The 25,002-nt window shown below is 71.1% G+C and carries 22 protein-coding genes and 1 riboswitch; of the genes, 8 read left to right on the plus strand and 14 right to left on the minus strand.

Going from position 1 to position 25,002, the window contains the following annotated elements:
• Positions 1-71 precede the first annotated feature (71 nt).
• A complete protein-coding gene (locus tag ACMXN5_RS09010) occupies positions 72-839 on the minus strand; it encodes a metallophosphoesterase family protein (protein ID WP_380012603.1) in 768 nt (255 codons plus the stop codon).
• Between the two features lie 349 nt (positions 840-1,188).
• Between ACMXN5_RS09010 and ACMXN5_RS09015 the strand changes: the two genes are divergently transcribed.
• Entirely contained in the window at positions 1,189-2,997 is a 1,809-nt protein-coding gene (locus ACMXN5_RS09015) for an AMP-dependent synthetase/ligase (protein WP_439674793.1), read from the plus strand.
• Positions 2,998-3,079: 82 nt separating this feature from the next.
• On the opposite strand, the gene ACMXN5_RS09020 is transcribed toward ACMXN5_RS09015, so the two are convergent.
• Complete coding sequence (locus ACMXN5_RS09020; protein WP_395789098.1) at positions 3,080-4,225, minus strand: glycosyltransferase family 4 protein; 1,146 nt, start codon at positions 4,223-4,225, stop codon at positions 3,080-3,082.
• Between the two features lie 77 nt (positions 4,226-4,302).
• Between ACMXN5_RS09020 and ACMXN5_RS09025 the strand changes: the two genes are divergently transcribed.
• A complete protein-coding gene (locus ACMXN5_RS09025; RefSeq protein WP_439674794.1) occupies positions 4,303-5,607 on the plus strand; it encodes a glycosyltransferase 87 family protein in 1,305 nt (434 codons plus the stop codon).
• Positions 5,608-5,754: 147 nt separating this feature from the next.
• On the opposite strand, the gene ACMXN5_RS09030 is transcribed toward ACMXN5_RS09025, so the two are convergent.
• The 5 genes from ACMXN5_RS09030 to ACMXN5_RS09050 all read right to left on the minus strand — a co-directional run bounded on the left by ACMXN5_RS09030 (position 5,755) and on the right by ACMXN5_RS09050 (position 11,042).
• On the minus strand, positions 5,755-7,023 hold the full coding sequence (locus tag ACMXN5_RS09030; protein ID WP_439674795.1) for a M48 family metallopeptidase: 1,269 nt from the start codon (positions 7,021-7,023) through the stop codon (positions 5,755-5,757).
• Between the two features lie 16 nt (positions 7,024-7,039).
• A complete protein-coding gene (locus ACMXN5_RS09035; protein WP_439674796.1) occupies positions 7,040-8,422 on the minus strand; it encodes a hypothetical protein in 1,383 nt (460 codons plus the stop codon).
• 105 nt (positions 8,423-8,527) lie between these two features.
• Positions 8,528-8,881: a hypothetical protein gene (locus ACMXN5_RS09040; RefSeq protein WP_439674797.1), complete on the minus strand. Its 354-nt coding sequence runs from the start codon at positions 8,879-8,881 to the stop codon at positions 8,528-8,530.
• A gap of 65 nt (positions 8,882-8,946) precedes the next feature.
• Positions 8,947-10,281 carry an NYN domain-containing protein gene (locus tag ACMXN5_RS09045; RefSeq protein WP_395789972.1) on the minus strand — a complete coding sequence of 445 codons (1,335 nt, stop codon included), beginning with the start codon at positions 10,279-10,281 and terminating at the stop codon, positions 8,947-8,949.
• A 524-nt stretch (positions 10,282-10,805) separates the two neighbouring features.
• On the minus strand, positions 10,806-11,042 hold the full coding sequence (locus ACMXN5_RS09050; protein ID WP_126638347.1) for a hypothetical protein: 237 nt from the start codon (positions 11,040-11,042) through the stop codon (positions 10,806-10,808).
• A 256-nt stretch (positions 11,043-11,298) separates the two neighbouring features.
• On the opposite strand from ACMXN5_RS09050, the gene ACMXN5_RS09055 reads away from it, so the two are divergent.
• Together ACMXN5_RS09055 and ACMXN5_RS09060 are read left to right on the plus strand one after the other, a co-directional pair.
• Entirely contained in the window at positions 11,299-11,937 is a 639-nt protein-coding gene (locus ACMXN5_RS09055) for an exonuclease domain-containing protein (protein ID WP_439674798.1), read from the plus strand.
• Positions 11,938-12,043: 106 nt separating this feature from the next.
• On the plus strand, positions 12,044-12,322 hold the full coding sequence (locus tag ACMXN5_RS09060; protein ID WP_078977541.1) for an Lrp/AsnC ligand binding domain-containing protein: 279 nt from the start codon (positions 12,044-12,046) through the stop codon (positions 12,320-12,322).
• Between the two features lie 321 nt (positions 12,323-12,643).
• On the opposite strand, the gene ACMXN5_RS09065 is transcribed toward ACMXN5_RS09060, so the two are convergent.
• The 5 genes from ACMXN5_RS09065 to ACMXN5_RS09085 all read right to left on the minus strand — a co-directional run bounded on the left by ACMXN5_RS09065 (position 12,644) and on the right by ACMXN5_RS09085 (position 17,790).
• Positions 12,644-14,026 (minus strand): aminotransferase class V-fold PLP-dependent enzyme, encoded by a 1,383-nt coding sequence (locus tag ACMXN5_RS09065; RefSeq protein ID WP_439674799.1) that lies wholly within the window; start codon positions 14,024-14,026, stop codon positions 12,644-12,646.
• Between the two features lie 234 nt (positions 14,027-14,260).
• Positions 14,261-14,377, minus strand: a riboswitch (SAM riboswitch).
• Positions 14,378-14,530: 153 nt separating this feature from the next.
• Positions 14,531-15,613, minus strand: a complete 1,083-nt coding sequence (trpD, locus tag ACMXN5_RS09070; RefSeq protein ID WP_380032854.1) for an anthranilate phosphoribosyltransferase — start codon at positions 15,611-15,613, stop codon at positions 14,531-14,533.
• Positions 15,614-15,698: 85 nt separating this feature from the next.
• Positions 15,699-16,112, minus strand: coding sequence for a response regulator transcription factor (locus ACMXN5_RS09075; protein WP_078977539.1), 414 nt, complete (start codon positions 16,110-16,112; stop codon positions 15,699-15,701).
• A gap of 127 nt (positions 16,113-16,239) precedes the next feature.
• A complete protein-coding gene (locus ACMXN5_RS09080; RefSeq protein ID WP_439674800.1) occupies positions 16,240-16,650 on the minus strand; it encodes a hypothetical protein in 411 nt (136 codons plus the stop codon).
• A gap of 9 nt (positions 16,651-16,659) precedes the next feature.
• On the minus strand, positions 16,660-17,790 hold the full coding sequence (locus tag ACMXN5_RS09085) for a cytochrome c oxidase assembly protein (RefSeq protein WP_439674801.1): 1,131 nt from the start codon (positions 17,788-17,790) through the stop codon (positions 16,660-16,662).
• 75 nt (positions 17,791-17,865) lie between these two features.
• On the opposite strand from ACMXN5_RS09085, the gene ctaE reads away from it, so the two are divergent.
• The 4 genes from ctaE to qcrB are packed head-to-tail and all read left to right on the plus strand — an operon-like array spanning position 17,866 to position 22,067.
• Entirely contained in the window at positions 17,866-18,495 is a 630-nt protein-coding gene (gene ctaE, locus ACMXN5_RS09090; RefSeq protein ID WP_126638353.1) for an aa3-type cytochrome oxidase subunit III, read from the plus strand.
• Positions 18,496-18,541: 46 nt separating this feature from the next.
• Positions 18,542-19,342, plus strand: a complete 801-nt coding sequence (gene qcrC, locus ACMXN5_RS09095) for a cytochrome bc1 complex diheme cytochrome c subunit (RefSeq protein WP_439674803.1) — start codon at positions 18,542-18,544, stop codon at positions 19,340-19,342.
• On the plus strand, positions 19,339-20,424 hold the full coding sequence (gene qcrA / locus ACMXN5_RS09100; protein ID WP_395789119.1) for a cytochrome bc1 complex Rieske iron-sulfur subunit: 1,086 nt from the start codon (positions 19,339-19,341) through the stop codon (positions 20,422-20,424). Before qcrC ends, qcrA begins: the two co-directional genes overlap by 4 nt.
• A complete protein-coding gene (gene qcrB, locus ACMXN5_RS09105; protein ID WP_439674804.1) occupies positions 20,424-22,067 on the plus strand; it encodes a cytochrome bc1 complex cytochrome b subunit in 1,644 nt (547 codons plus the stop codon). Before qcrA ends, qcrB begins: the two co-directional genes overlap by 1 nt.
• A 201-nt stretch (positions 22,068-22,268) precedes the next feature.
• On the opposite strand, the gene ACMXN5_RS09110 is transcribed toward qcrB, so the two are convergent.
• A complete protein-coding gene (locus ACMXN5_RS09110) occupies positions 22,269-23,447 on the minus strand; it encodes an Ig-like domain-containing protein (RefSeq protein WP_439674806.1) in 1,179 nt (392 codons plus the stop codon).
• A gap of 265 nt (positions 23,448-23,712) precedes the next feature.
• Positions 23,713-25,002, minus strand: a complete 1,290-nt coding sequence (locus ACMXN5_RS09115) for an Ig-like domain-containing protein (RefSeq protein ID WP_439674807.1) — start codon at positions 25,000-25,002, stop codon at positions 23,713-23,715.

The raw sequence follows: 25,002 nt of genomic DNA on the forward strand, positions 1-25,002 counted from the left end.
CTCAAGATGGTCGAGTACGGCCGATCCGCTCGAAGGTTATCGTGCCCGACCTGCGGGGACGCGGCACCGGCTCACCAGGTGAGGACGTACGGTTTCCCGGTGGCCTGGAAATGCCCCACGTTGACACATTCGGTGCGCCCGATCCGCATCCGCGCGCGCAGCGGCTGATGTACGTGTCCGAACAGCACCAGGTCGGGTCCGGTCTCGTGGATCGCCCGCAACACCGCCTCGCTGCCGCGCTCGAACCGCCGGGCGACCACGTCGTAGGTCAGGTCCGGCACGGCGGGCGGGATGTGGCAGCACAACACGTCGACGCGACCGACCGCGGCGACCTTGGCCGCGTACTCCTCGTCGGAGATCTCGTACGGCGTGTGCATCGGGGTACGCAGCCCGCCGCCGACGAAGCCGAAGGTGCGACCGCCGATCTCCACCACCTGGCCGTCGAGCACGGTCACCCCCTCACGCGCGTAGTCGGGCCACAACTCGGGCACGTCGACGTTGCCGTAGGTGACGTAGGTGGGGGTGGGGAAGGCCGCGAACAGCGCGGCGTACTGGCGGCGCACCGCCGCCTCGATCGCCTGTCGGGCGCCGCCGGGCACACCCGCCCACAACGAGCCGGAGAAGGCCCGCGCCTCGGCGAAGCGGCGGGCGTTGCGCAGCGCGAGCAGTTCGCGGGTGTTCTCCACGCCGAACAGGTCGGTGAAGATGCCGCGGTCCAGGTCGTGGTAGTCGAGGAAGAGCACCAGATCGCCCAGGCACACCAGGGCGTCGGCGCCGTCGCCCGCGCGGGCGAGCGCCTCGGCGGCACCGTGGACATCGCTCACCACGTGGACCCGCATGTCGGTCACTGTACTGACGGCGCCGAACCGAAACCGACGACACCGGGGGGTTGCCTCCGTCACACCCGCCCCGCACGCCGAATCGATACTCTCGACATGCCCGGTCGAATCGGGACGGATGCTCGCCGACCCCGCCACGAATTCCGAGTCGATACGGATGTGGGCTTGTCCGTAGCGTGAGACCGGGCACAGGATCCTCACGACCCCTGTCCCCCAGACCTACTTGCCAGTAACGTCTGCCCCCGTCAACGAGTCGGCAAGATGGACAGCCACCGAGACGGGCCGGCAACACCGACACCGGCACCGGCAGCGCCGACCTCCGGCGCCGAGACCGCAACGAGGAGCATCAGTGCGCGAGTGCAGCGTCCCGGCCCTGGCCGAGGTTCCCGCCGAGGGCAACCTGACCGACCTCATCAAGCGCAACGCCGCAGAGGCACCGGATGCCCCGGCGCTGGCCCGCAAGGTGGGCGGACGCTGGACGGACGTGACCTCGACCCGGTTCCTGGCCGAGGTGTACGAGGTGGCCAAGGGCCTGATCGCGGCGGGCATCGAGCCCGGCGACCGGATCGGCCTGATGTCGCGCACCCGCTACGAGTGGACGCTGCTCGACTTCGCCATCTGGTGCGCCGGCGCGATCTCGGTACCGGTGTACGAGACCTCCTCGGCCGAGCAGATCGAGTGGATCCTGTCCGACTCGGGGGCGCGAGCGGTGGTCGTGGAGAACGCGGCGCACCAGGGCGCGGTCGAGCGGGCGCGCGAGCGGCTGCCGGAGCTGGCCCACGTGTGGCGGATCGACGAGGGCGACGGCGAGGCGGCGGTGCCCGCGCTCACCGCCGCCGGGCGCGAGGTGGCCGACGCGGTGGTCGACGAGCGCTGTGCGGGCCTGCGCGCCGACTCGGTCGCCACCGTCATCTACACCTCGGGCACCACCGGGCGGCCCAAGGGCTGCGTCCTGACGCACGGCAACTTCCAGGCCGAGCTGGGCAACGTGGTCGCGCTGCTGAACCGGCTGTTCGTCCCGGAGAAGTCGAGCTGTCTGCTGTTCCTGCCGCTCGCCCACGTGCTGGGCCGGATCCTGGAGATCGGCTGCATCATGGCCCGGGTCCGGATCGGGCACTGTCCGGACGTCAAGCAGCTCACCGGCGAACTCCAGACCTTCCAGCCGACCTTCGTGCTCGCCGTGCCGCGCGTGTTCGAGAAGGTCTACAACGCGGCCTCGGCCAAGGCGCAGGCCGACGGCAAGGGCAAGATCTTCGAGATGGCCGCCGAGACGGCGATCGCGTACAGCGAGGGCATGGACAGCGCGAGCATCAGCCTGGGCCTGCGGATCAAGCACAAGGTGTTCGACAAGCTGGTCTACGGCAAGCTGCGCGCGGCGCTCGGCGGCCAGGCCACACACGCCATCTCCGGCGGCGCGCCGCTGGGCACCCGGCTCGGCCACTTCTTCCGCGGCATCGGCTTCACCGTCCTGGAGGGCTACGGCCTGACCGAGACGTGCGCCGCGCACACGGTCAACCCCGCCGAGGGCATCCGGATCGGCACGGTCGGTCGGCCGGTGCCGGGCTCGGCCGTGCGGATCGCCGAGGACGGCGAGATCCTGGCCAAGGGTCCGAACGTGTTCACCGGCTACTGGAAGAACGACGCGGCCACCGCCGAGGCGTTCGAGGACGACGGCTGGTTCCGCACCGGCGACATCGGCGTCCTGGACGACGAGGGCTTCCTGACCGTGACCGGGCGCAAGAAGGAGATCCTGGTCACCGCCGGCGGCAAGAACATCGCACCGGCCCTGATCGAGGACCGGATCCGGGCCCACCCGCTGATCAGCGAGTGCATGGTGGTCGGCGACCGCCGCCCGTTCGTCGGCGCGCTGATCACCATCGACCCGGAGGCCTTCCCGACCTGGAAGGAGCAGAACGGCAAGCCCGCCGACGCGACGGTCGCCGATCTCGCCGACGACCCGGACCTGCTGGCCGCCGTCCAGGACGCGGTCGACGAGGGCAACAAGGCCGTCTCGCGCGCCGAGGGGGTGCGCAAGTTCCGCGTGCTGACCACCAACTTCACTGAGGAGAGCGGCCATGTGACGCCGTCCCTCAAGCTCAAGCGCAACCTGGTCCTCAAGGACTTCGAGCAGGACATCGAGAAGATCTACGAGGGCTGAGCACACGCGGGCGGGCGCGACGAGTGCATGAGGGCGGGCGGCTCCGGGATTCCGGGGCCGGCCGCCCTCGGCGCGTCCGCGCTCAGCCCGCCTTCGGGTCGAGCAGGCCCCGGAGCCGTTCCGAGAGCAGGTCCCACCGCCAGGCCCGCTCCACCCAGCGGCGACCCGCCGCGCCCATCCGGGCGGCCCGCTCCGGGTCGGCCAGCAGGCCCGCCACCCGGTCGGCGACGGCGGCCGGCGAGCGGCCGTCGACCACGTGGCCCGTCTCGCCCTCGAGCACCGCGTCGGGCGCGCCGCCCGAATCGCCCGCCACCACCGGCCGGCCCACCGCCGACGCCTCCAGGTAGACGATCCCCAGGCCCTCCACGTCCAGGCCGCGACGCCGGGTGCGGCACGGCATCGCGAACACGTCGCCCGCCTCGTGGTGCGCGGGCAACTCGGCCCACGGCACCGCGCCGGTGAACACCACCGAGTCGCGCACGCCGACCTGGTCGACCATCGTCTCCAGGCGGTCCCGGTACGGCCCGGCGCCGACGATCAGCAGCGCCGCGTCCGGCACCCGACGGCGAATCCTCGGCAGCGCGTGCACGAGTACGTCCTGGCCCTTGCGCGGCACGAGCCGCGACACGCAGACCACGACCGGCCGATCGCTCAGGCCGTGTCGGGCGCGCACCTCGGCGCCGCCGACGTCCGGGCGGAACACGGTCTCGTCCACGCCGGGCGGCAGTTGCACCATGCGCGCGGCGGCGGCCGGGGTGAGCGCCGGTGCGATCTTGCCCCGCGTGTACTCGCCCAGGTAGGTGACCGTGTCCACCCCCTCGCCGATCCGCCGCAACAGCTGCCTGGCGCCGGGCAGTACGGCCCAGCCGGCCTCGTGCCCGTGCGTGGTGGCCACAAGGCGCTCCACGCCGACCGCGCGCAGGCTCGGCGCCATCAGGCCCAGCGGCGCCGCCGCGCCGAACCAGACGGTGTCGCAGCCCTCGGCCCGGGCGATCTCCCGGGCCCGGCGTACCGCGCCCGGCGTGGGCACCAGCATCGACGTACGATCACGCACCACCGGGAAGGGCTGCGCCGCGTCGAACGCGGCCGTCTCGGCCCGGTCCCGCCACGAGGACGTGTAGACCACGACGCCGTCCGCGGGCAGCCGCAGCGCCATGGAGTGCACGAAGGACTGGATGCCGCCGGGCCGGGGCGGGAAGTCGTTGGTGACGATCAAGGTCTTCATCACGCACGAGGATCCCAGACCCGACGCGCCGGCCGGCGGAAGGATCCGGTCGAGGCGGACGCGCTCTGTACGATCCGTCGGTGAGCCTTCCCTCGTGGCACCGTGCGCGGAATCCGTTCCGGACACCGTCGGGCGCGCTCTGGGCCGTCGTGCTCGTCTGGGCGGCGACCCGGGCGGTGTTGCTGCTGACGGCGATGGAAGTGGTGCCCAATCCCTGGCCGTTCGTCACCGGTGACGCGCGGGCGATCTACCGCGAGTGGTTCCACGTGTTGCGCTCGGGGACCTTTCCGGTGGACGACGTGCGCTGGCAGTACCCGCCGGGCGCGGCCGGGGTGTTGCTGCTGCCCGGGCTGCTGCCGTTCGACTACGCGACGTCGGTGTACCTGCTGATGCTCGTCGCCGACGCGGCGGTGGTGTGGCTGCTGGCCCGGGGCATCCCGCGCGGGGTCCCGCCGTACGGCGCGGCGTTGTGGGTGGTGGCGGTGCCGCTGCTCGGGCCGATGGTCCTGGCCAGGTACGACCTCGCGGTGACCGCGCCGACGGTGGCGGCGCTGGTCCTGATCACGGGCCGGCGCGCCGACCGACACCGGCTCGCGGGGCTGCTGGCGGGCTTCGCGACGGCGATAAAGCTGTGGCCGGCGCTGATCTTCGTGGGGCTGGGCGGGCGACGCGGGCCGGCCCGGGTGTACGCGTGGACCCTGCTCGGCGCCGCCGTGGTGGTGCTCGGCTTCGCCGCCGCGCTCCCGGGAGCCTTCGCGTTCCTGGGCTACCAGCGCGAACGCGGCATCGAGGTGGAGTCGGTGTTCGCCGTGCCGTTCCACCTCGCCTCCTGGTGCGGGTGGAGCGGGCAGGTCCGGGAGAGCTACGGATCGCTCGAATTCCACGGCCCGTACATCACCGCGGTGGGCCGACTCAGCCTGCTCACCAGCGTGTCGGGCTTCGGCTGGCTGCTGCTGTGGCGGGTGCGGGCCCGCCGGTTCACCGCGACCACGGCGCCCGACGCGGCGCTGTGCGCGACGTTGATCTTCGTGACCACGAGCCGGGTGATCAGCCCGCAGTATCTGGTGTGGCTGATCGGCCTGGCGGCGGTGTGCCTGCTGCGGCCCGACACCACCCAGCGCCCGCCGGCCGTACTGCTGCTGTGCGCGATGCCGCTGACCACCCTGGAATTCCCGATCTGGTTCGGCGAACTCCTCCGCAGCGAACCGGCCGCGGTCCTGGCCCTGACCGCCCGCAACACCCTGCTGGTGACGGCGACGGCGATGTCGGCCCGGCGCCTGTGGCAGGCGAGCCGCGCCGTCGACGACAGCACCCCGACAACACCGACGAAGCAACCCCCGCCCCCGACGGACCCGCACCGCCCCGTGGCGAAGTCCACCGTGTAGGCACACCACGCCCCTTCGAAGCGGGTCTCCAGGGACCGGTGCGAGGCGACGCTCGGCCGCGGCGTCTTCGTCGTCTACCAGGTATCGGCGGGACAGTTGCTCGTGACCGTCGTGCGCATACAGCCCGGTCCCTGAGCGGCCACGCCGCTACCCCTTGCCGTGCAGGCGTTCCCAGTCTCTTGCCGAGGCGATGCGTTCGGGGGCGGACGGGTGGGAGGCGAAGAGGAATTGCAGGATCGGGTTCGGGGTGACGTTGGAGCGGTTGGTCACGGCCAGGTTGTGCTGCATGCGGATGAACGCCTCCGGGTCGCGGGTCAGGTCGAGGGCGTGCACGTCCGCCCGGGCCTCCAGCCGCCGGCTGATCAGCATCTCGCCGGGGCCGGCCAGCGTCCCGATCACCGCGACCGCCGCGAGCAGCAGGGCGAGCGAGCGCGGGTCGCCCGCGGCGTCCGCGCCGGCCCGACGCAGCAGCGGCGACCAGGACATCAGCAGGCCGAGCCCGCAGACGCCGGCGGCCATCGCGGCGGCGCCGATCAGCGTGCCGTGCAGCACGTCGTTGCGCTTGGCGTGGCCCAGTTCGTGTGCCGCGATCAGCTCCACCTCGCGCGGATCCGCGTCGCGCACGGTGGTGTCGTACACCACGATCCGCCGGGTCGAGCCGAACCCGGACACGTACGCGTTGAGCGCGGTGGTCCGCCGCGACGCGTCCGCGACCAGCACATCCCGTACCGGCACCCCGTCCCGCTCGGCCAGTTGCAAAAGCGAGGTGCGCAGCGGCCCGTCGGGCATCGAGTGGAACTTGTTGAAGGCCGGTTCGACCAGCAGCGGGTACAGGAACGAGATCGCCACCACGAGCAGCGCGCCACCGCCGGCCGCGATCAGCCAGCCGCCCCGGGGCAGCGCCCGGATCAGCGCGTACAGCGCGAGCGCCACCACGAGCAGCAGCCCGGTGGACATCGCGAAGCCCTTGCCCAGATCGGCCCACCAACTTCCCCAGCTCTGCACCGACAGCCCGTAGCGCCGCCGGACCACCTCCAGGCGAGCCGCGAACGGCAGCGTGGCCAGCCGGCCGATCAGCGCGAGCACCAGCCCGCCGAGCAGGATCCGCCAGGCCCAGCCACCCCCCAGGGGCCGGGCGACCGCCTCGATGATCCGCGCCCCCGCCGGGGTGAGCCCGAGCACGAGGGACACCACCAGGGACAGCGCCATGGACAGGTAGGCGGGCGGGCGCGCGGCCCGGGCCAGCGCCTGTCCGCGAGCGATCTCGGCGGCGGTGAAGTCCCGGGCCGCGTCCGGGTGGGTGAACCCGCCCGGCGGCTCCGGCAGCGGGCGCCACGGCGTGGTCACCGCGACCGCCACGAGCAGCACCACACCCGTGCAGATCAGGCAGATCAGCAACAACCTCTGGACCGACATGCCCGCCGTGCCCCCGTCATTCGGCCTGCGTCCGCAGGTAGTCGAGCCAGGTCTTGGTGAACGCGTCGGGGCCGGTGCCCAGGACGGACACCATCGCCGACGACAGGGCCGACGCCGCATCGGGCGCGCCGACCCCGGGCGGCCGTTCGGCGCCGACCGTACGGTACAGCTCGACCAGCTTGGGCCGGCCCCACCGCTCCGCGATCAGTTTGCAGGCCAGCCACCCCATCTCGTACGCCTGGGGCAGGTCCTCCTGCGTGGTCTCGAAGGTCGTGTCGGCGGGCAGCTGTACGGGCACCTTGCCCGCCTTGACGTCGCGGCGCAGTTCGGGCGCGGCGGTGCGCATCGTCTGCGCCGACTCCAGGTAGCCGACGTAGTCCGCGAACCCCTCGGACAGCCAGGTCGGCGTCCACGACCGGGTGAACGCGCGGCTCGCCACGTGGGTGATCTCGTGCGTCATCACCACCCGGCGCTCCAGGTCGCCCAGCTCGCGAAACGCGTCCGGGTTGACGATGACCCGGTCGGCGGCGGCCGCGTCGGCCGCCGCGCCGCGCTCGCCGGTGGTGACCGCGGCGATCTTGGCGTACTTGCTCGGTTCGGCGCCGAGCAGCCGGGCCATCTCCGCCTGGGTACCGGGCACCACCACCACCGCCCGCCCCGGCCAGGACTCGCCCCACACCGCGCTCACCTGCGGCACGGCCTTGTCGGTGGTGTCGGCGAACTCGTGCAGCGCGGCGCGGGTGCCGATGCCGAGCACGATGCTGTGCGTGCCCTGGACCACGGTGACCGGGCCCAGGTCCCACACCTGGGCGGGGGTGCGCATCCCGGTCGCGGCGCCGTCGCCGTCGGCGGCGAGGTACCAGGTGCCGCCCCGCAGTACGAAGGTCAGGAACTGCGGCACCCGCACCGGCGCCACGTCGTGTCCGGTGAGCCGGTAGAGCAGGTCCACCTGGGCGGTGAACACGGGGCCGCCGAGCGCGCTCCTGCGCGCGGCGGAGAGGTCGAACGCGTCGGGCGTGACGATCTCGTACTCCCACGCGGCGAACGGCACCTCGGCGATGTTGTCGAAGACGCCCATCTGGTTCTGCCGAAACGTCGGGTTCTGCGGGTCGAGGGTGGACGAGAGCGCCTCGCGGTCCCGGGTGAGGAACGCGTTCGCGCGCCGTTCCAGGAGGGCGCCGATCGCTATCCGGCGGGCGTTCGCGTGCTGCTCGCCGTCGCCGCTCGCCCCGGGGCCGGCGGAGCGGCCGGCGTGGACGCCGGGAGGAGTGCGGGTCACCGTGTCGGCGACGAATCGGGTCACCCCGAGGACGGCCCCGAGTTGGGCGAGCGCGCACACCACGACCAGGACGGGCAGCAGGCTGCGGATCCGGCGCGCGGCCCGATTCGGGTCATCCACCGGTCGATCGTAACGTGGGCCCGTGCGCTCCCGGCCCGGAACGGGGACCGGGGCTGCGGCGAAAGGGTGTCGCCGACCCGCCCCGGAGCGGCCCCGCCGCCCGGTTCAGCCCCGGCGGTCGGCAGGGCGCCGAACGCCCGGCGGCTCGCCGCCGTCCCGCGCCGATCCGCTCGGCGCCGCGAACATCCCCTCCGCCGCGAACAGGCGCAGCGCGGTCAGCGTCTCCTCGTCCAACTCGATGTAGTCGGGCCGGCCGGCGGGCTCGGGGGGCGACCCGGGGTCGGCGGGATCGCCGAGGTCGCCGAAGTCACCGAAAGAAGCGGTATTCGATAATTCGGGCGATATGTCGATGCCGATGATGCGGGCGCCGATCAGGGCCGGCCCGATCGAAGCCGGGATCGCGCAGCCGGCGGCGCCGGCGCGCCCTCGGCCGCGGTGTGTACGACAGGCGATGCGCATGTGACTCCTCCCCCTCGTCGACCTTCCTCGTCAACGGTAGGGAGCGCGACCGACACGCGGTGCGGTCAGCCGCGGGTGAGCCTGCGCAGCAACATCGTCGAGGGCACCGGGCGGGCACCCGCCTTGCGCACGCCCTCGGCCACCTCGCGGTCCGTGGAGACCACCACGACCGGCCGGCCCGGCGGCTCGGCCCGGACCAGCCGGCGGATCAGCTCGTCGGCCGTCTCGCCCGGCTTGCTGAACATCACCCGCACCCCGCGCGCGGGGGCGAGCAGCACCGGCGCGTCCAGCTGCGCGCCGTCGAACACGCAGGTCACCTCGCAACCGGTCTGCGCGGCGAGCCCGGTCAGTCCGCCGACCAGCCGGTCGCGCTGCTTGTTCAGCGCGAGCGTGGGATAGCCGGTCTTGGTCACGTTGTAGCCGTCGATCACCAGGTGTGCCTGGGGCAGCGCGAGCAGCTGGTCGAGCAGGGCCGGGTCGTCGCCCTCCAGCGCGCGCTGCGCGATGTCCTTTATCCCGGACGCGCCCGGCACCACCGCGTCCACCATGTCGGCCGGCCTGATCCCGACGGGGGGCAGCGCCAGCTCGCGACGCAGGCCCTGGGCCGCCTCCAGGACGGTGTCCAGGAGCAGCCGGACCCGGGTGTCCTCCATGCTGCGTCCCTCGCGGGCCGCCCGGCGGCTGGCCTCCAGGGCCGATTCGACCTCGGCGACCCGGCCGCGCAGCCGGCGCGCCTCCTTCTCCGCGGCGGCGATCGCGGCCTGCGCCTCGACCCGCACCGCGTCCAGCTCGGAGCGGGCCCGGCGGGCCTCCTTCTCCTCGTGCTTGGCGCTGCCCTGGAGGCCGCGCACCTGGCGGCGCAGGTGGTCGGCCTCCTTGCGGGCCGTCTCCAGTTCGGCGCGCAGCCGTTCGTGCTCGGTCTTCGAGGCCGCGCGCAGTACGCCGACCTCGTGCTCCAGGCGGGACAACGTCTCGGCGGCCTCGGCCTCGGCGCGGTCGGCGGCGGCCTCCTTGGCCGCGTCGCCGGCGGTCTCGATCAGCCGGACCCAGCCGCGCGGGCGCAACAGGTAGGCGGCCGCGGCCACGTCGAGCGGGTCGGCCGCGGCGGGCACCTTGCCCGCTTCGAGCGCCTCGGAGATCTCCGGCAGGCCCTTGCGGAAGCGCTCCGCTATGCGCTGGCGGAACACCGGATCGTTCTCCAGCGCGGCGGCCAGCGGCGTCGCGGCGAACTTGGCCCGGCGCTGGTGGGTGAACCGGGCGAACCGGCGCAGCGGCCCCGGGACCTCGTCGGCGGTCATCGTGCCGAGCGCGTCGGCGGCCACCGAGATCACCCGGACCCGAACCGCCTCCGGCAACGGCCCGGTCAACACCTCGGGCTCGACGACCGGCGCCTCGGACAGGGCCCGCTCCGCCTCGACGCTCGCGGCCGTCTCGACGGCCCCGGCGGGCACGTCGGCGGCGGGATGCGTACCGGCCGGCGGCTCGGCGGCCCCGTGCGCATCCGAGGCGACGGCGTGATGCACGGCCCCATCGGACTCCTCGGACCCCGCGGACCGAAGCGACCCCGCCGCGGAGTCGACGAGCCCATTGGCCCCGGCCTGCCGCCCCGGTTCGACGGGCTCCGCATCGGTCGCGGCATCCGTCGCCGCCGCGGTCCCGGACTGCGCGTCGAGGTCGGGCTCGGCGGCCGGCACCGCCTCGGCGGCGTCGGCGGCGTGCGCAGGCGTGACCTCGTCCGCGCGGGTATCCGGTCCGCTCACTGCTCCTCCGGTCCTTCCCGTTCCCTCGAGGCCCCTCCCCGCGTCACCGTTACCGGGACGCCGACGCCTTGATCATGGCGTGTTCCGCACCGTCGACGGTCGCGCCGGGCCGCCCCGATGCCGAAACGATGCACAGTCCCATTGTCCCCGGACGGTCGCGGCGATCAGGTCGCGTCGGGGCGCGCCACCAGTTCGACCGAATCGGTCGCGTTGCACCAGCGGCAGCGCACCGACTCGATCTCGTCCGAGACGATCTCGCGCTCCTCGACCCGGGGGGCGCCCGCCAGGTCGAGGTGGGTGAACTCCACGGCCTTGGTGGTCCGCGTCACGTCGAACCGGGTCAGGTTGCCGCACAGCGTGCAACGCCACCGGGTGTCCTCGGTGGGGGCCTGGATCGACATGCGTGTTCCTTTCCTGGTTCGGTCCGCGAAGCCTTACCCGTTCACCGTCGGCCGCGTACACCCCATGATGCCGGGCTGCGAGAGGTACCTGGGCGCGGCCGTGTCGGGCCGGAAACGTACCGTCCGGTACATGAGCAGCACCGCGCACCGGGATTGCCGGTCACGAGGTTCGGCGGGTCAGGGCTTGCCGGCGGCCGACCCGCCGCGGCGTTCCCGCCCGCCGGACAGTATCGCCCCGGGCCACGAGTTGCGAACCATGCCCGGATCCCGAGCGATTCGTGACGAGGTGGAGCGACAGGTGTTCACGGTCGTCGATCTGGAGACCACGGGCCTGGATCCGCAGGAGGCCCGAATCACCGAGATCGCCGCCGTCCGGGTGCGCGGGGCGGACCGCCTGGGCGAGTTCGCGACCCTGGTCGCGCCCGGGATGCCGATCCCGGAGTTCATCACCGACCTGACCGGGATATCCGACGACCTGGTGGCCGACGCGCCCCCGCTGCGGCTGGTGCTGCCGGCGTTCACCCACTTCGCCGAGGACGCCATCCTGGTCGCCCACAACGCCCCCTTCGACGTGGGCTTTCTGCGTACCGCGAGCATCGCGTGCGACCACGCCTGGCCCGACTTCCGGGTCGTGGACACCCTTGCCCTGGCCCGCGCGCTGCTGCCCGCCGGGACACTGCCGAACCTGCGATTGGGCACCCTCGCGCGCTACTTCGAGGCGCCCACCGACCCGACCCACCGAGCGTTGGCCGACGCACGCGCGACGGCACACGTGCTACGCGCGTTCATCGACCGGATGCACGCGAGCGGGCGCCACGAACTGGCCGACCTCCTGGCCCTGGGCCGCCCCCCGGCACCGGGCGTCCGCGAGCGCCAAACCACTCCGATCGGGTGACCCGTGACCCGGATTCGAGTACACATGGTTGCGCCGGCGCCCCCGCACCGACGGGCGCGCCGACTAAGCTCGGGCACCTTGTCGTCGACAGCCGGAGGACTACCCCGTGATCACCGCGATCGTGCAGGTCAAGACGCGTGTGGACCAGACCCCGGAAATCGCGGAGGCGATCGCCGCGATCGAGGGCGTGAGCGAGGTCTACTCGGTGACCGGTGAATTCGACCTGATCGCCATGGTGCGCGTCCGCGCCCACGACGACCTGGCCGACGTCATCCCCGGCCGCCTCAACAAGGTCCCGGGAGTAGAGGCCACGACCACCCACATCGCCTTCCGCACCTACTCCCAACACGACCTCGAAGCAGCCTTCGCCATCGGCCTCGAATAACCAAAGCGCGCCCGACACGCGAGAACACCCCAACCGCAACCCGACTCCGGAGGCGACCGGCCCCTTCTGAGGACAACCGGGCCGGAGGCCGGCCCAGGACGCGACCCGGCACCAATCAGCCCGTCCGGCGTTTGAGGACGACCCGCCCCGTCCAAGGCCCAGGCACGCGACCCGGCACCAATCAGCCCGTCCGGCGTTTGAGGACAACCGGGCCGGAGGCCGGCCCAGGACGCGACCCGGCACCAATCAGCCCGTCCGGCGCTTGAGGACGACCCGCCCCGTCCAAGGCCCAGGCACGCGACCCGGCCGGCCCACCCCCCGTCACGCCGCAGGCAACACGCGCGGATCCGCCTCAGGAACGCACCGGCCCCCATCCACCGTGTAGCTCCACCGCGCCCCCCGCTCCACCACTTCCCGAACCGCCGCCGCAAAGCGGTCCAGGTGCTCGACGGGCGTCCCCACACCGAAGCTGACCCGGATCGCGTTGAGGTTCTGCTGCCCCTCCGGCGCGTCCGGCGACCCACACTCCGTCGGCTGATCGGCCCGCCCGCCCAACAGGTGCCGCACCAGCGGGTGCGCGCAGAACAGCCCGTCCCGCACCCCGATCCCGTACTCCGCCGACAACACCGCCGCGAACCGCGAGCTGTTCCACCCCTCGACCACGAACGAGAGCACGCCCACCCGCGCCGACTCGGGCCCGAACAGCTCCAGCGTCCGCACCTGGGGAATCTCCGCCAACCGCGCCCGCAACCGCGCCAACAACGCCTCCTCGCGCGCGACCAACGCCGCCGGCCCCGCCTCGGTGATCGCCCGGCACGCGGAAGCCAACGCGTAGGCGCCGATCACGTTAGGCGACCCCGCCTCGTGCCGGGCCGCGCCGCTCTGCCACTCGACGTGGTCGCGCGAGACCGCCTTGCTCGCCCCGCCACCCGCCAGGTACGGCTCCGCCGCGTCCAGCCAGTCCCCACGCCCCGCCAACACCCCCGAGCCGAACGGCGCGTACAGCTTGTGCGCCGAGAGCGCGACCCAGTCCACGTCCAGGTCCGCGACCGACACCGGGTGGTGCGGCGCCAGTTGCGCCGCGTCCAGCACGATCCGCGCCCCGAACCGGTGCGCCACCTCGGCCAGTTCCGCCACCGGGAACAGCTCGCCGGTCACGTTCGACGCACCGGTCACGCACACCAACCGAGGCCCGTCGCCGGAGCCTTCGAGCGCGGCCTCCAGCGCCGCGACCGCCTGCGCCGGCGAGGACGGCGCCGCCAACTGGGTCACCCCGGCATGCCGACGCCACGGCAGCAGCGCCGCGTGGTGCTCGGTCTCGAACACGAACACCCGGGTGCCACGCGGCAGTACCGAGGCGAGCAGGTTCAGCGAGTCGGTGGTGCCCCGGGTGAACAGCAGCGTGTCGTCGTCCCGCAGCCCGAGGAACTCCGCGACCGTGGCCCGGCTCTGCTCGTACAGATCGGTGGACAACTGCGACAGGTAGCCGGCGCCGCGATGCACGCTGCCGTAGTACGGCAGATAGCCGGCCACGTCGTCCCACACCCGCTGCAGACACGGCGCGCTGGCCCCGTAGTCGAGCGCCGCGTACTCCACCTCACCCCCGGTGACCAGCGGAACGAGCACATCCCGCCCGACCACGGGCAACGGGGCGGCAATGGCGACGTCGGAGTCAAAGGCAACGGAAGCGGTACCGGCGGTCATGGCAAATCTCCTCGGCAGACGGCAACCAACCCCACACAATGTCGAGAAGTCGACATCAGAACAGCGCAGAGTGATCCCCGGATGAAATGTGGTCTCGGAAAAGCGACGCGCGAGGACTCAGCGCGTACGGAATGGGCCGATCAGCCCGTTTCGAGAAAGAGATTTCACGCCATCACATGCTCCCCAGGTACAGGACCCGGTTCGCATGGGGCAATTGCCTGCCACCACACCAGGGGTCCGCGCTTGCCGGGACGCCTGACGACGCCCGACCGTGTCATCACCCGGGGCACCCCACCGCGGAGCGAGGGTTGCCGGACAGCAAGCCGGGGCTTTCCACTGTCACTCGTGACCTGCGCAGAATTATTACCGCAGGAATCGCCGCGCGCAACGACCACCCCACCGGTTCCACATACTGGACGCCGCCCCCACGCCCCGACGGAGCCCGAACGCGACGACGCCGGGCAGGCCGCCCTCGGCCCACCCGGCGTACACATCCGCCTTCGACTACCCCCGCGCGAACGACCGCGTCACGCCCACCCATCGATCGAGCGCCGCCTGCGCCGCCCCCGAGTCGATCGCCTCCGCCGCCCGCTCGATCCCGGCCGCCAACTGCTGCGTCAATGATCCGTCTCCCGGACCGAGCGCGGCCAGCGCCGCCGCCGAGTTCAACAACACCGCGTCGCGCACCGCGCCCTTCTCCCCCGCGAGCAGCTTCCGGGCCACCCCCGCGTTGAACATCGCGTCGCCGCCGCGCAGCGTCTCGATCCCGTTCAACGCGATGCCCAGGTCACGCGGATCCACCCGGTCCTCGCGCACGTCGCCGTCCCGCACGATCCACACCTGGGACGTGGTGGTCACGGTCAACTCGTCCAACCCGTCGTCACCGCGGAAGACCAGCGCGGTGGCCCCACGATCGGCCAGCACACCGGCCACGATCGGCGCCATCCGCAGATCCGCGACCCCGATCGCGTGGTGCCGGACCCGCGCCGGATTGGTCAGCGGGCCCAGGAAGTTGAACGTGGTCGGCACCCCCAGCTCGCGCCGCGCCTGCGCGGCGTGCCGCAGCGACGGGTGGAAACGTTGCGCGAAGCACAGGGTGATGCCCGCCTCCCCGGCCGTCCGGGCCACCTGCTCCGGCGTCAGATCCAACACCACGCCGAGCGCTTCGAGCACGTCGGCCGCGCCGCTGGCGGACGACGCCGCCCGGTTGCCGTGCTTGACCACGGTCTCCCCCGCGCCCGCGACCACGATCGCGGACATGGTCGAGATGTTCACCGTGCGGGCGAGGTCGCCGCCCGTGCCGACGATGTCCACCGTGCGGCCGGGCACCTCGATGGTCGAAGCGTGCTCGTACATCGCCCGCACCAGACCCGAGACCTCGTCCACGGTCTCGCCCTTGGCCCGCAGCGCGATCACGAACCCGGCCACCTGCACCGGCGTGGCCTCGCCGGTCATGATGTGGTCCATCGCCCACGCCGTGGCATCCGCCGGCAGGTCGTCACCCCGCATGAGCGAGGCCAGGATGTCGCGCCAGGAACGGGCCGCCGGGTTGCCGCCGCTCTGGTACGTAGAGGCCGAGGCGCCCATGGTCCGCTCCCGCAGTGTCATCGGATGAGTCGGCGCCAGCGTACCGACCGGGGCCACCGACACCCGACGGTTATCCGCGATGCGGTCAGGCCGGCTGACGTCCCGCGATGCGCCCGCGGATCAGGTCGGCCGCCGCCGAGGCGAGCGTGCGCGGGTCCAGCGGATGCGCGACCACCGCGTCGGCCCGGCACCAGGTGGCCAGCCACGCGTCCTGCGGGCGACCGACCAGGGTGAGGACGGGCGGGCAGTTGTAGATCTCGTCCTTGAGCTGCCGGCACACACCCATGCCGCCGGCGGGGGCGGTCTCCCCGTCCAGGATCACGAGGTCCACGCCGCCCTTGTCCATCGCCTCGATCACGGCGGGCTCGGTGGCGCACTCCAGGTATTCGACGAACGGCACGTCGACGGCGGGCCTGCGCCCGAGCGCGAGGGTGACCTTCCGACGGGTGTTGCGGTCGTCGCTGTACACAAGGACGGTCATGGTCTCGCCGCGCGTCATGTCCACCTGCCTGGGTCCGGGTACGGGACGACAACTTGGATCCGCCCCGGATGTTAGCGCTTTTCCCCGCCCAAATGTGGGGCTCGTCACGCCCCGATCCCGGTCCGACCACCCGGGTCCGCCCGACTCACCCGCGCGCCAGCACCTCGTAGCCCTCGGCGTCCCCGCCCAACCGCTGCGCCAGCCCCGCCATCCGGGTGCGCTCGCGGGCCGGTTCGAGGCCGGTGAGCACCTGCTGCCGCGCGATCCGCACCCGCAGCGGCCGCTCGTCGGCCGCCACGACCGTGACCGCCCACCCGTCCGCCGCCAGGATCCGGGTCGCCTCCGCGACCGCGTCGTGGTCCGGCAGGGTCACCAGGTGCCGCATCACGAACGGACCGGTCTCCACCGCCACTCCGGCCGCCCGCATCTCCGCGACCACCGCCGAGTCGGCACGCGCCGGATCGAAGCAGGAGCCGACCACGACCAGCGTGCCGTCGTCGACGAGCGCGGGCGCCGGCTCGGCACGCCGCCGGCGGAGGAACCGTTCGAGGATCATGCCGCGACGCTACTCGGCCGCGCCCGCCGACCTCGGCTCGGCCCCGGGGGCCACCCGGACGGCCGAATCGCCGTCCTCCGTTCGGGCAGAGTCACCCGCAAGAGTGCTCTTCGCGACGGATTTTCCGGCGCCCCCGACGGCCCCGACGCCCTCGGCGCTCCCGGCGCCGTCGCCGCCCGCCGCCGCCTCGCGCGCCAACCGCTCCTCGCGAGCCTTGCGCCCGGCCTCGATCAGTTCGAGTCGATCGAGCCGCCGGTCCTCGCGCACCGCCTCGCGCTCGGACGCCTTGGCCCACTGCACGAACAACACGAGGAAGACGAGCAGTCCGATGATGTCGCCGCTGCCCCACAGGATCCCGCCGGCGGTGCCCTGGTCGGACAGCGGACTCGCGCCCCAGTCGCGACCGAGGTCGTTGTACCAGTCACCGGCCAGCACGGTGGACGAGCTCATGATCGCGATGCCCAACCAGGCGTGGAACGGCAGCGTCGCGAAGACCGCGAGCAACCGCATCGGATGGCTCGCGCGCGGCATCGGGTCGAGCCCGAGCAGTGGCCAAAACCACATGCAGCCGATGATCACGAAGTGCACGTGATTCATGTCGTGCATGAAGGTGTTCCGCAGCGTCAGCTCGTACCAGGGCGTGAAGTACAGCGCGAACGGATTGAGCACGAAGACGAAGCCGGCGAAGGCCGGGAAGGTGACCACCTTCGAGAATCTGCTGTGCAGGAGGGCATTGAGCCGATTACGCCACTTGGTCGGCAGGGTGCGCAGCGCGAGGGTGATCGGCGCGCCCAGCGCCAGGAAGATCGGCGTGATCATCGCCAGCACCATGTGCTGCACCATGTGCACGCTCAACAACACGGTGTCGTAGGCAGCCAGCGCCGACTCGGTCGCGATCAGGAACGTGCCGAGGCCCAACCCCAGGAACGAGAAGGTGCGCCACCGCGACCACGCGTCCCCACGGGCCCTGAGCTTGTGCACCCCGTACAGATAGAGCCCGCCGAACAACATCGCGACCAGGATCGGGATCGGCTCGAACACCCACCCGGTCAGGAGCCGAATGGGGGTCAGTTCGGGCGGGACGTTCCCGGGGGTCGCGTGTGCCAGGAACATCCCGGCATCGCCTGCAGAGCCACTCACGGAACCAGAGCCTAACCCCGACACGTTCAACGAGGGTTACCCCCCGAAGTGTGGGCAGATCCGGCGACCGCAATAATGGCCGCCGTGGCGACAGCAACTTCACTAGAAACCGGGCCCCCCTCACACGGGACACACGGGACACTCAACCGTCCCAACTTGGTCAGCATCGGCACGATCGTCTGGTTGGCGTCGGAGCTGATGTTCTTCGCGGCCTTGTTCGCGATGTATTTCACGATCCGGTCGGTCACCGGCTCGGACGCCTGGCGCGAGCATGCCAGTGAGCTGAACATCCCGTTCTCGACGGGCAACACGACGATCCTCGTGTTGTCCTCGCTCACCTGTCAGCTCGGCGTCTTCGCGGCCGAACGCGGTGACGTCAAGAAGCTCCGCATGTGGTTCATCATCACCTTCATCATGGGCGCCGTCTTCGTCGGCGGTCAGGTGATGGAGTACACGGAGCTGGTCAAGGAGGGCACGACTCTTTCGTCGTCGGCTTACGGTTCGGTCTTCTACCTGACCACCGGCTTCCACGGCATGCACGTGACGGGCGGTCTGATCGCCTTCCTGTTGGTCCTCGGACGCACCTACGCGGCCCGACGGTTCACGCACGAGCAGGCCACGGCCGCAATCGTCGTCTCGTACTACTGGCACTTCGTCGACGTGGTCTGGATCGGTCTGTTCTTCACGATCTACGTCATCAGGTAGACGTCCCGACACTCACTACGCAGACGACATTGGACCGGGGTTATCCGTGAAAAAGCTCTCCGCGCGGCGACGCCACCCCTTGGCGGCGATCGTCGTACTCATTTTTGCGCTCGCGGCCACGGGGGGGCTGTACGCCGCGTTCGCGCCCGCCAAGAAGGCGGAGGCCGACGACTCTGCCTCCATCGCGGTCGAAGCGGGCAAGAAGCTCTACCTGAGCGGATGTTCGACCTGCCACGGGCTCGACGCCCAGGGCTCCTCGGACGGTCCCCCTCTGGTCGGCGTCGGCGCGGCCGCCGTCGACTTCCAGGTGTCGACCGGCCGGATGCCCCTCCAGCAGCCCGGTGCCCAGGCACCGCGCAAGCCCGAGGTCTACACCCCGGCGCAGATCGAACAGCTCTCCGCGTACGTGGCCTCCCTCGGCGTCGGGCCCAAGATCCCGACGGCGAACATGTACGCGCCCGACGGCAACATCGTCAACGGCGCCGAGCTGTTCCGCACGAACTGCTCGCAGTGCCACAACTTCTCCGGCGAGGGCGGCGCCCTGACCCAGGGCAAGTTCGCACCGCCGCTGAAGAACGTGGACCCGAAGCACATCTACGAGGCCATGCTCACCGGCCCGCAGAACATGCCTTCGTTCCCGGACAGCACGATGCCCGAGCAGCAGAAGAAGGACATCGTCACCTACGTGCGTGAGACGACGCACAAGGAGCCGAACCCCGGCGGTCTCGGTCTCGGCCGCCTCGGCCCGGTCTCCGAGGGCCTCTTCGGCTGGATCATCGCGCTCGGCCTGCTGATCGGCTGTGCGATCTGGATTGCCGCCCGGACCCCCAAGGCCAGGACCAAATGAGTAGCCAGGACAAATCCGAAGTGCCCGAAGAGCACCTGCCCGAGGTTCCCGCCTCGGCACATGTTCCGGCGGAAAGCGACCCGTTCGCCGACCCCGGCCTGCCGGCCCACGAGCCGCGCCGTACCGACATCGACGAGAAGGCGGCCAATCGCGCCGAGCGTCAGGTCGCGTTCCTCTTCGTGATCTCGATGCTGGCCACGATCGGCTTCATCTGGTCGTACGTCGGCATCGACAAAGACCGCATCATCGACATCTTCTTCTTCGGGAAGATCGGCGCCCAGAACGCCGCCCTCGGCGGCACCCTCGGCATCGCGCTGTTCTGCATCGGCGCCGGCGCGATCCACTGGGCGCGCACGCTGATGACGGACGAGGAGATCGTCCAGGAGCGCCACGAGTTCACCTCGGACCCGGAGACGCGCGAGTACGCGATCCGCGAGTTCACCCAGGGTGCCTCCGACTCGGTGATCGGCCGTCGGCCGCTGATCCGGCGCACGATGATCGGCGCGATGGCCCTGGTGCCGCTGTCCGGCGTGGTGCTGCTGCGCGACCTCGGCCCGCTGCCGGGCACCAAGCTCCGGCACACCGAGTGGAAGCCGGGCAAGGAGCTGATCAACGAGGCGACCGGCCTGCCGATCAAGCCGGACGACATCGTCAAGGGCTCGCTCACCATGGCGCTTCCCGAGGGTCTGGTCGAGAAGTACGGCCCGGCCGGTCAGAAGGAGGAGCTCTCGCACGGCTGGCTGGAGAAGGCGGGCATGTCCGCGGTCCTGCTGGTCCGGTTGGAGCCGAAGGACATCAAGTCCAAGAAGGAACTGGCCTGGGGCCACGAGGGCATCGTGGCGTACTCGAAGATCTGCACCCACGTGGGTTGCCCGATCGGCCTGTACGAGCAGCAGACGCACCACCTGCTGTGCCCGTGCCACCAGTCCACCTTCGACCTGGCGGACGACGGCAAGGTCGTGTTCGGCCCGGCCGCTCGCTCGCTGCCGCAGTTGAAGATCCATGTGAACGAGGCGGGTAACCTCGCCGCGTCGCAGGACTTCGCCGAACCGGTCGGCGCGAGCTTCTGGGAGCGTGGCTGATGTCGAGCGAACAACCCAAGGGCGGGGCCAACAAGAGCACCCCGATCCCGGACAACGCGGCCGTTCGCGCGGCCGACGCGCTGGACAGCCGGCTGGGCATCTACGGCGCGGCCAAGAAGAACCTGCGCAAGGTCTTTCCGGACCACTGGTCCTTCATGCTCGGTGAAGTGGCGCTGTACAGCTTCATCGTGCTGCTGCTGACCGGCGTGTTCCTCACGCTGTTCTTCAAGCCGAGCATGCAGGAGGTCGTCTACGACGGCTCCTACGTGCCGCTGCAGGGCATCCACATGTCGCAGGCGTACGCCTCGACGCTGGACATCAGCTTCGACATCCGCGGTGGTCTGGCGATGCGTCAGATCCACCACTGGGCGGCGCTGATCTTCGTGTCGTCGCTGTTCGTGCACATGTTCCGGATCTTCTTCACCGGGGCGTTCCGCAAGCCGCGCGAAATAAACTGGCTGTTCGGCTTCCTGCTGCTCGTGCTGGCCATGGTCAACGGCTTCACCGGCTACTCGCTGCCCGACGACCTGCTCTCCGGTACCGGTCTGCGCATCGCCGAGGGCGTCGTCCTGGCGATCCCGCTGGTCGGCACCTACGTGCAGTTCTTCCTGTTCGGCGGGGAGTTCCCGGGCGAGGACATCGTCCCGCGCCTGTTCACGATCCATGTGCTGCTGATCCCGGCGATCATGGTCGGTCTGGTGACCGTCCACCTGATCCTGGTCTTCTACCAGAAGCACACCCAGTTCCCCGGCCCGGGCAAGACCGAGAAGAACGTCGTGGGCCTGCCGCTGCTGCCGGTCTACGCGGCCAAGGCCGGTGGCTTCTTCTTCATCGTGTTCGGCATCACCGCCGCGCTCGGCGGCCTGGTGCAGATCAACCCGATCTGGTCCTACGGTCCATACAACCCGGGACAGATCACGGCGGGCTCCCAGCCCGACTGGTACATCGGATTCCTCGAGGGATCCCTGCGCCTGATGCCGAACTGGGAGTGGAACGTCTGGGGCCACACGTTCAGCTTCAACGTGCTGATCCCGTCCCTGATCCTGCCCGGTGTGTTGTTCACGTTCATGGCGATGTACCCGTGGATCGAAGGCTGGATCACCGGCGACAAGCGTGAGCACCACCTCCTGGACCGCCCGCGCAACATGCCGGTGCGCACCGGTCTGGGTGTCGCCTGGATCACCTGCTACGGCGTGTTGTGGGTCTGCGGTGGCAACGACATCATCGCGACGCACTTCCACATGTCGATCAACTCGATCACCTGGATCGGCCGGGTCGCCTTCTTCGTCGCCCCGGTGCTCGCCTACCTGGCCACGGTGCGGATCTGCAAGGGTCTGCAGCGCCGGGACCGGGACAAGGTCCTGCACGGTCGCGAGACCGGTGTGATCAAGAAGCTCCCGCACGGCGAGTTCATCGAGATCCACGAACCGCTGGACCCGGCGACGCGGCACACCCTGACCGCGCACGAGCAGCCGAAGCCGTACGCGTTGGAACCGGCCGAGGACGAGAACGGCGTGGCCCGCAAGGTCAAGCGTTCGGACAAGCTGCGGTCGCGGATGTCGCACTGGTACTTCGCCGAGCCGATCGAGAAGCCGACGGCGGAGGAGTACAAGGAGCTGACCAGCGGACACGGTCACCACTGACGCGACCGGGGCCGGGCTGCTGACGCCACATCGGCACGACCCGTAGGACGCGCAGGAACGACGAAGGGCCCCACCGGGGATATCCGGTGGGGCCCTTCGTCGTTCGCCCCGCATCCGGCCGTACAGGGCCCTTCCCGGCCGCCTCGCGGGCCGACGCGGCCCCCGAAGGTCACGGCGGCGGCGAAGGCGCCGACATCGGCCTCACAGCGGCCGGGTCGTCCCCGCTCCCGCGACGCTCCTGGCCAGCCAGTCCGGCCAGTCCAGGTTCCACTCGCCGTAGCCGTTGCCGATCGGCTCCATCGCCTTGGGATCGCCCGTGTTCACCACGGTGACCACGTCGCCGATCTTGACCTGGTCGTAGAACCACTTGGCGTTGTCGGTGCTCATCCCGACACACCCGTGGCTCACGTTGTCGCTGCCCTGCGAGCCCACCGACCACGGCGCGGCGTGCACGAACTCGCCGCTCCAGGTCACCCGGGTGGCCCATTCCACATCGAGCCGGTAGCCGTCGCTGCTGTCCGCCGAGATGCCGACCGTAGTGCCGTCCATCAGCACGTGCGGCGCCTTGCCGAGCACGACCTTGGTACCGGAGCGGGTGGTGAAGCCGGGCTTGCCGGTGGTCACCGGGACGGTCTTGAGGTCGGTGCCGTTGCGCCTGACCGTCATCGTGTGCGCCCCGGAGTCCACCGTGGCGATCACCGAGTCGCCGACGTCGAAGCCGACCCGTCCGCCGGGACCGCCGTACACGCCGTGCCCGAAGTCGACGCCGAGCAGGCTGGTGAGCACCGCCACCTTCGTACCGACCGGCCAGTACGCCCTGGGCCGATAGCGCACCGTCTTGTCGTCCACCCAGCCCCAGGCGCCCTCGACCGGCGCGGAGGTGGACACCTCCAGGTGCCGCTCCACCTCGGCGCGCTGCGCGGGATCGGTGACCGGCCCGTGGAAGGTGACGGTGATCGGCATGCCCACGCCCACCGTCGAATCGGCGTCCGGCGCCACCGTGTCCACCGTCAACTCGGCGTCCCGGGCGATGGTGGTGAAGTCCTGGGTACGCGTCGCGGTGTGCCCGAAGGCATCCACCGCGGACGCGGTGAGCGTGTATCTGGTGGCGTAGCCCAGCGGCTCGGAGTTGGACCAGGTCGCGTCGCCGGGCGCGTTGCCCCCGGGCACCACCTTGCCGTCGGGGCCGACCAGGTTCACCGCGTACAGCCGGCCGTCGCGCACGCTGACCACGATCGGCCGGCCCGGCTGCGCGGGTCGATCCGGCCGCACGTCCACCGCCACCTGGGCGACGCCCGCGTCGGGGCGGGGCTTGTCGGTGTCGCGCTGCTTGTCCCAGGTCCCGCAGCCGGCGACGAACACCAGGGGAAGCGCCGACACGAGGGCCGCGCAGAGCCACCGGGGGCGAACAGCTCCATTCCGCATCATGCAAGACCTCCAGCCGTGCGGGGCGAGCGCGGAGCACGCGCGGTTGCCGCATCGAGAGTGGCCGGGATGGTCCCAATTCATTCGGATAATCGGACAAACCGCCCGATCGCCTGATTCCGACCACCGGTCGGATCGCGCGATCGGGCGGTTCGCCCTACCGTGTCGGGCCCGATCACGGGCCCGGTTCGCTGTTCTCTTCTTCCTCGGATCCCGCGCCCTACGCGGCCGGGGCGGCGGGAGCCCCCGTCGAACCGGCGCCGCCGAGCGCGCTGCCCTTGACCCAGGTCGCCCAGTCCACGTTCCAGCCGCCGAGCCCGTTGCCGGCCTTGACGGTCTTGTCGGTGCTGTTCACGACCTCCACCGGGTCACCCTGGTCGACCAGGTCGAAGAAGGTCTTCGCGTTCGAGGCGCTGAGCCCGATGCAGCCGTGGCTGTCGTTCTGGCGCCCGAACTTGCCGTCGTTCCACGGCGCGCCGTGCGCGTACGTCCCGGACGCGGTCAGGTGCACCGCGTGCCGCACGTTCTTCATGTTGTAGGCGTCGCCGAGACCGACCGTCTCGGAGTCCATCGTGATGCCGTCGACCTTGTCGAGCACGACCATCGTGCCGCCCCAGGTCGGGTAGTTGGGCCCGCCGGCCGAGATCGGCAGGTCCTCCACCTCGGCGCCGTCCTTCTTCACCGACATGTGCTTGGACTTCAGGTCCGCGGTCGCCACCAGCGAGCGGCCGATGGTGAACTTGATGTCCTTGGTCTGCTTGCCGTAGACGCCCGGCGCCGCCTTGGCACCGGTCAGGTTGGCCTTGAGGTTGACCTTCGTACCGCTCGCCCAGTACTTCTCCGGGCGGTAGTCGATCCGGTCGTTGCCGTCGAGGTCCTTGAGCCAGGACCACGAGCCCTGCACCGCGGGCTCGCTGACCACCTTGAGGTTGCGCTCGATCGCGGCCTTGTCCTTGATCGGCGCGTTGAACTTCAGCGAGATGATGGCGCCGACGCCCCAGGTGCTGTCGGAGTCGACGTTGAAGTCGGCCACGAAGGTGTCGTCGGCGGACTTGGTGTTGAACTTGCTCTGCGCGGTGACCTCGGCGCCGTCCGCGTTGGCGGCCTTGGCGGCCACCGTGTAGGCCCCGCCGTTGGCCAGCGGCGCGGTCGGCTTCCAGCCGATGCCGTCGGGGCTGATCTGCCCGTCCACGGTCTTGCCCTTGGCGTCGGTCACCACCACCGACGTGAGCTTGCCCCCGGTCGCGTCGACCTTGAGGACGCCGTCGGTCTCCACGCTCTTGGTGCCGTCGGCGGGAGTGATCGCGATGGTCGCCGGACCGGCCGCGACCTTCTTGTTCGTACCGCCCCCCGTGCCGCCGGAAGTACCTCCGGAACCGCCGGGTTCGGTCTTGCCGCCGTCGGACGAGCAGCCTGCGATGAATATGAGCGGCGCCACCATGAGTCCCGCGAAGAGGCGTATGCCGCCGCCCGCTGCCCCCGTGCGCGATGCTCCGTGTATCCGGGGCAC

It is taken from the genome of Embleya australiensis (assembly GCF_051903075.1).
GTDB lineage: Bacteria > Actinomycetota > Actinomycetes > Streptomycetales > Streptomycetaceae > Embleya.

Coding starts and splice junctions, on each gene's coding strand:
- ACMXN5_RS09010 (WP_380012603.1), bottom strand. CDS start 839: ATGCGGGTCCACGTGGTGAGCGATGTCCACGGTGCCGCCGAGGCGCTC.
- ACMXN5_RS09040 (WP_439674797.1), bottom strand. CDS start 8,881: ATGCGCATCGCCTGTCGTACACACCGCGGCCGAGGGCGCGCCGGCGCC.
- ctaE (WP_126638353.1), top strand. CDS start 17,866: ATGGCCGCCGTGGCGACAGCAACTTCACTAGAAACCGGGCCCCCCTCA.
- qcrA (WP_395789119.1), top strand. CDS start 19,339: ATGAGTAGCCAGGACAAATCCGAAGTGCCCGAAGAGCACCTGCCCGAG.
- qcrB (WP_439674804.1), top strand. CDS start 20,424: ATGTCGAGCGAACAACCCAAGGGCGGGGCCAACAAGAGCACCCCGATC.
- ACMXN5_RS09050 (WP_126638347.1), bottom strand. CDS start 11,042: ATGTCGATCCAGGCCCCCACCGAGGACACCCGGTGGCGTTGCACGCTG.
- ACMXN5_RS09065 (WP_439674799.1), bottom strand. CDS start 14,026: ATGACCGCCGGTACCGCTTCCGTTGCCTTTGACTCCGACGTCGCCATT.
- ACMXN5_RS09030 (WP_439674795.1), bottom strand. CDS start 7,023: ATGTCGGTCCAGAGGTTGTTGCTGATCTGCCTGATCTGCACGGGTGTG.
- ACMXN5_RS09055 (WP_439674798.1), top strand. CDS start 11,299: ATGCCCGGATCCCGAGCGATTCGTGACGAGGTGGAGCGACAGGTGTTC.
- trpD (WP_380032854.1), bottom strand. CDS start 15,613: ATGGGCGCCTCGGCCTCTACGTACCAGAGCGGCGGCAACCCGGCGGCC.
- ACMXN5_RS09075 (WP_078977539.1), bottom strand. CDS start 16,112: ATGACGCGCGGCGAGACCATGACCGTCCTTGTGTACAGCGACGACCGC.
- ACMXN5_RS09080 (WP_439674800.1), bottom strand. CDS start 16,650: ATGATCCTCGAACGGTTCCTCCGCCGGCGGCGTGCCGAGCCGGCGCCC.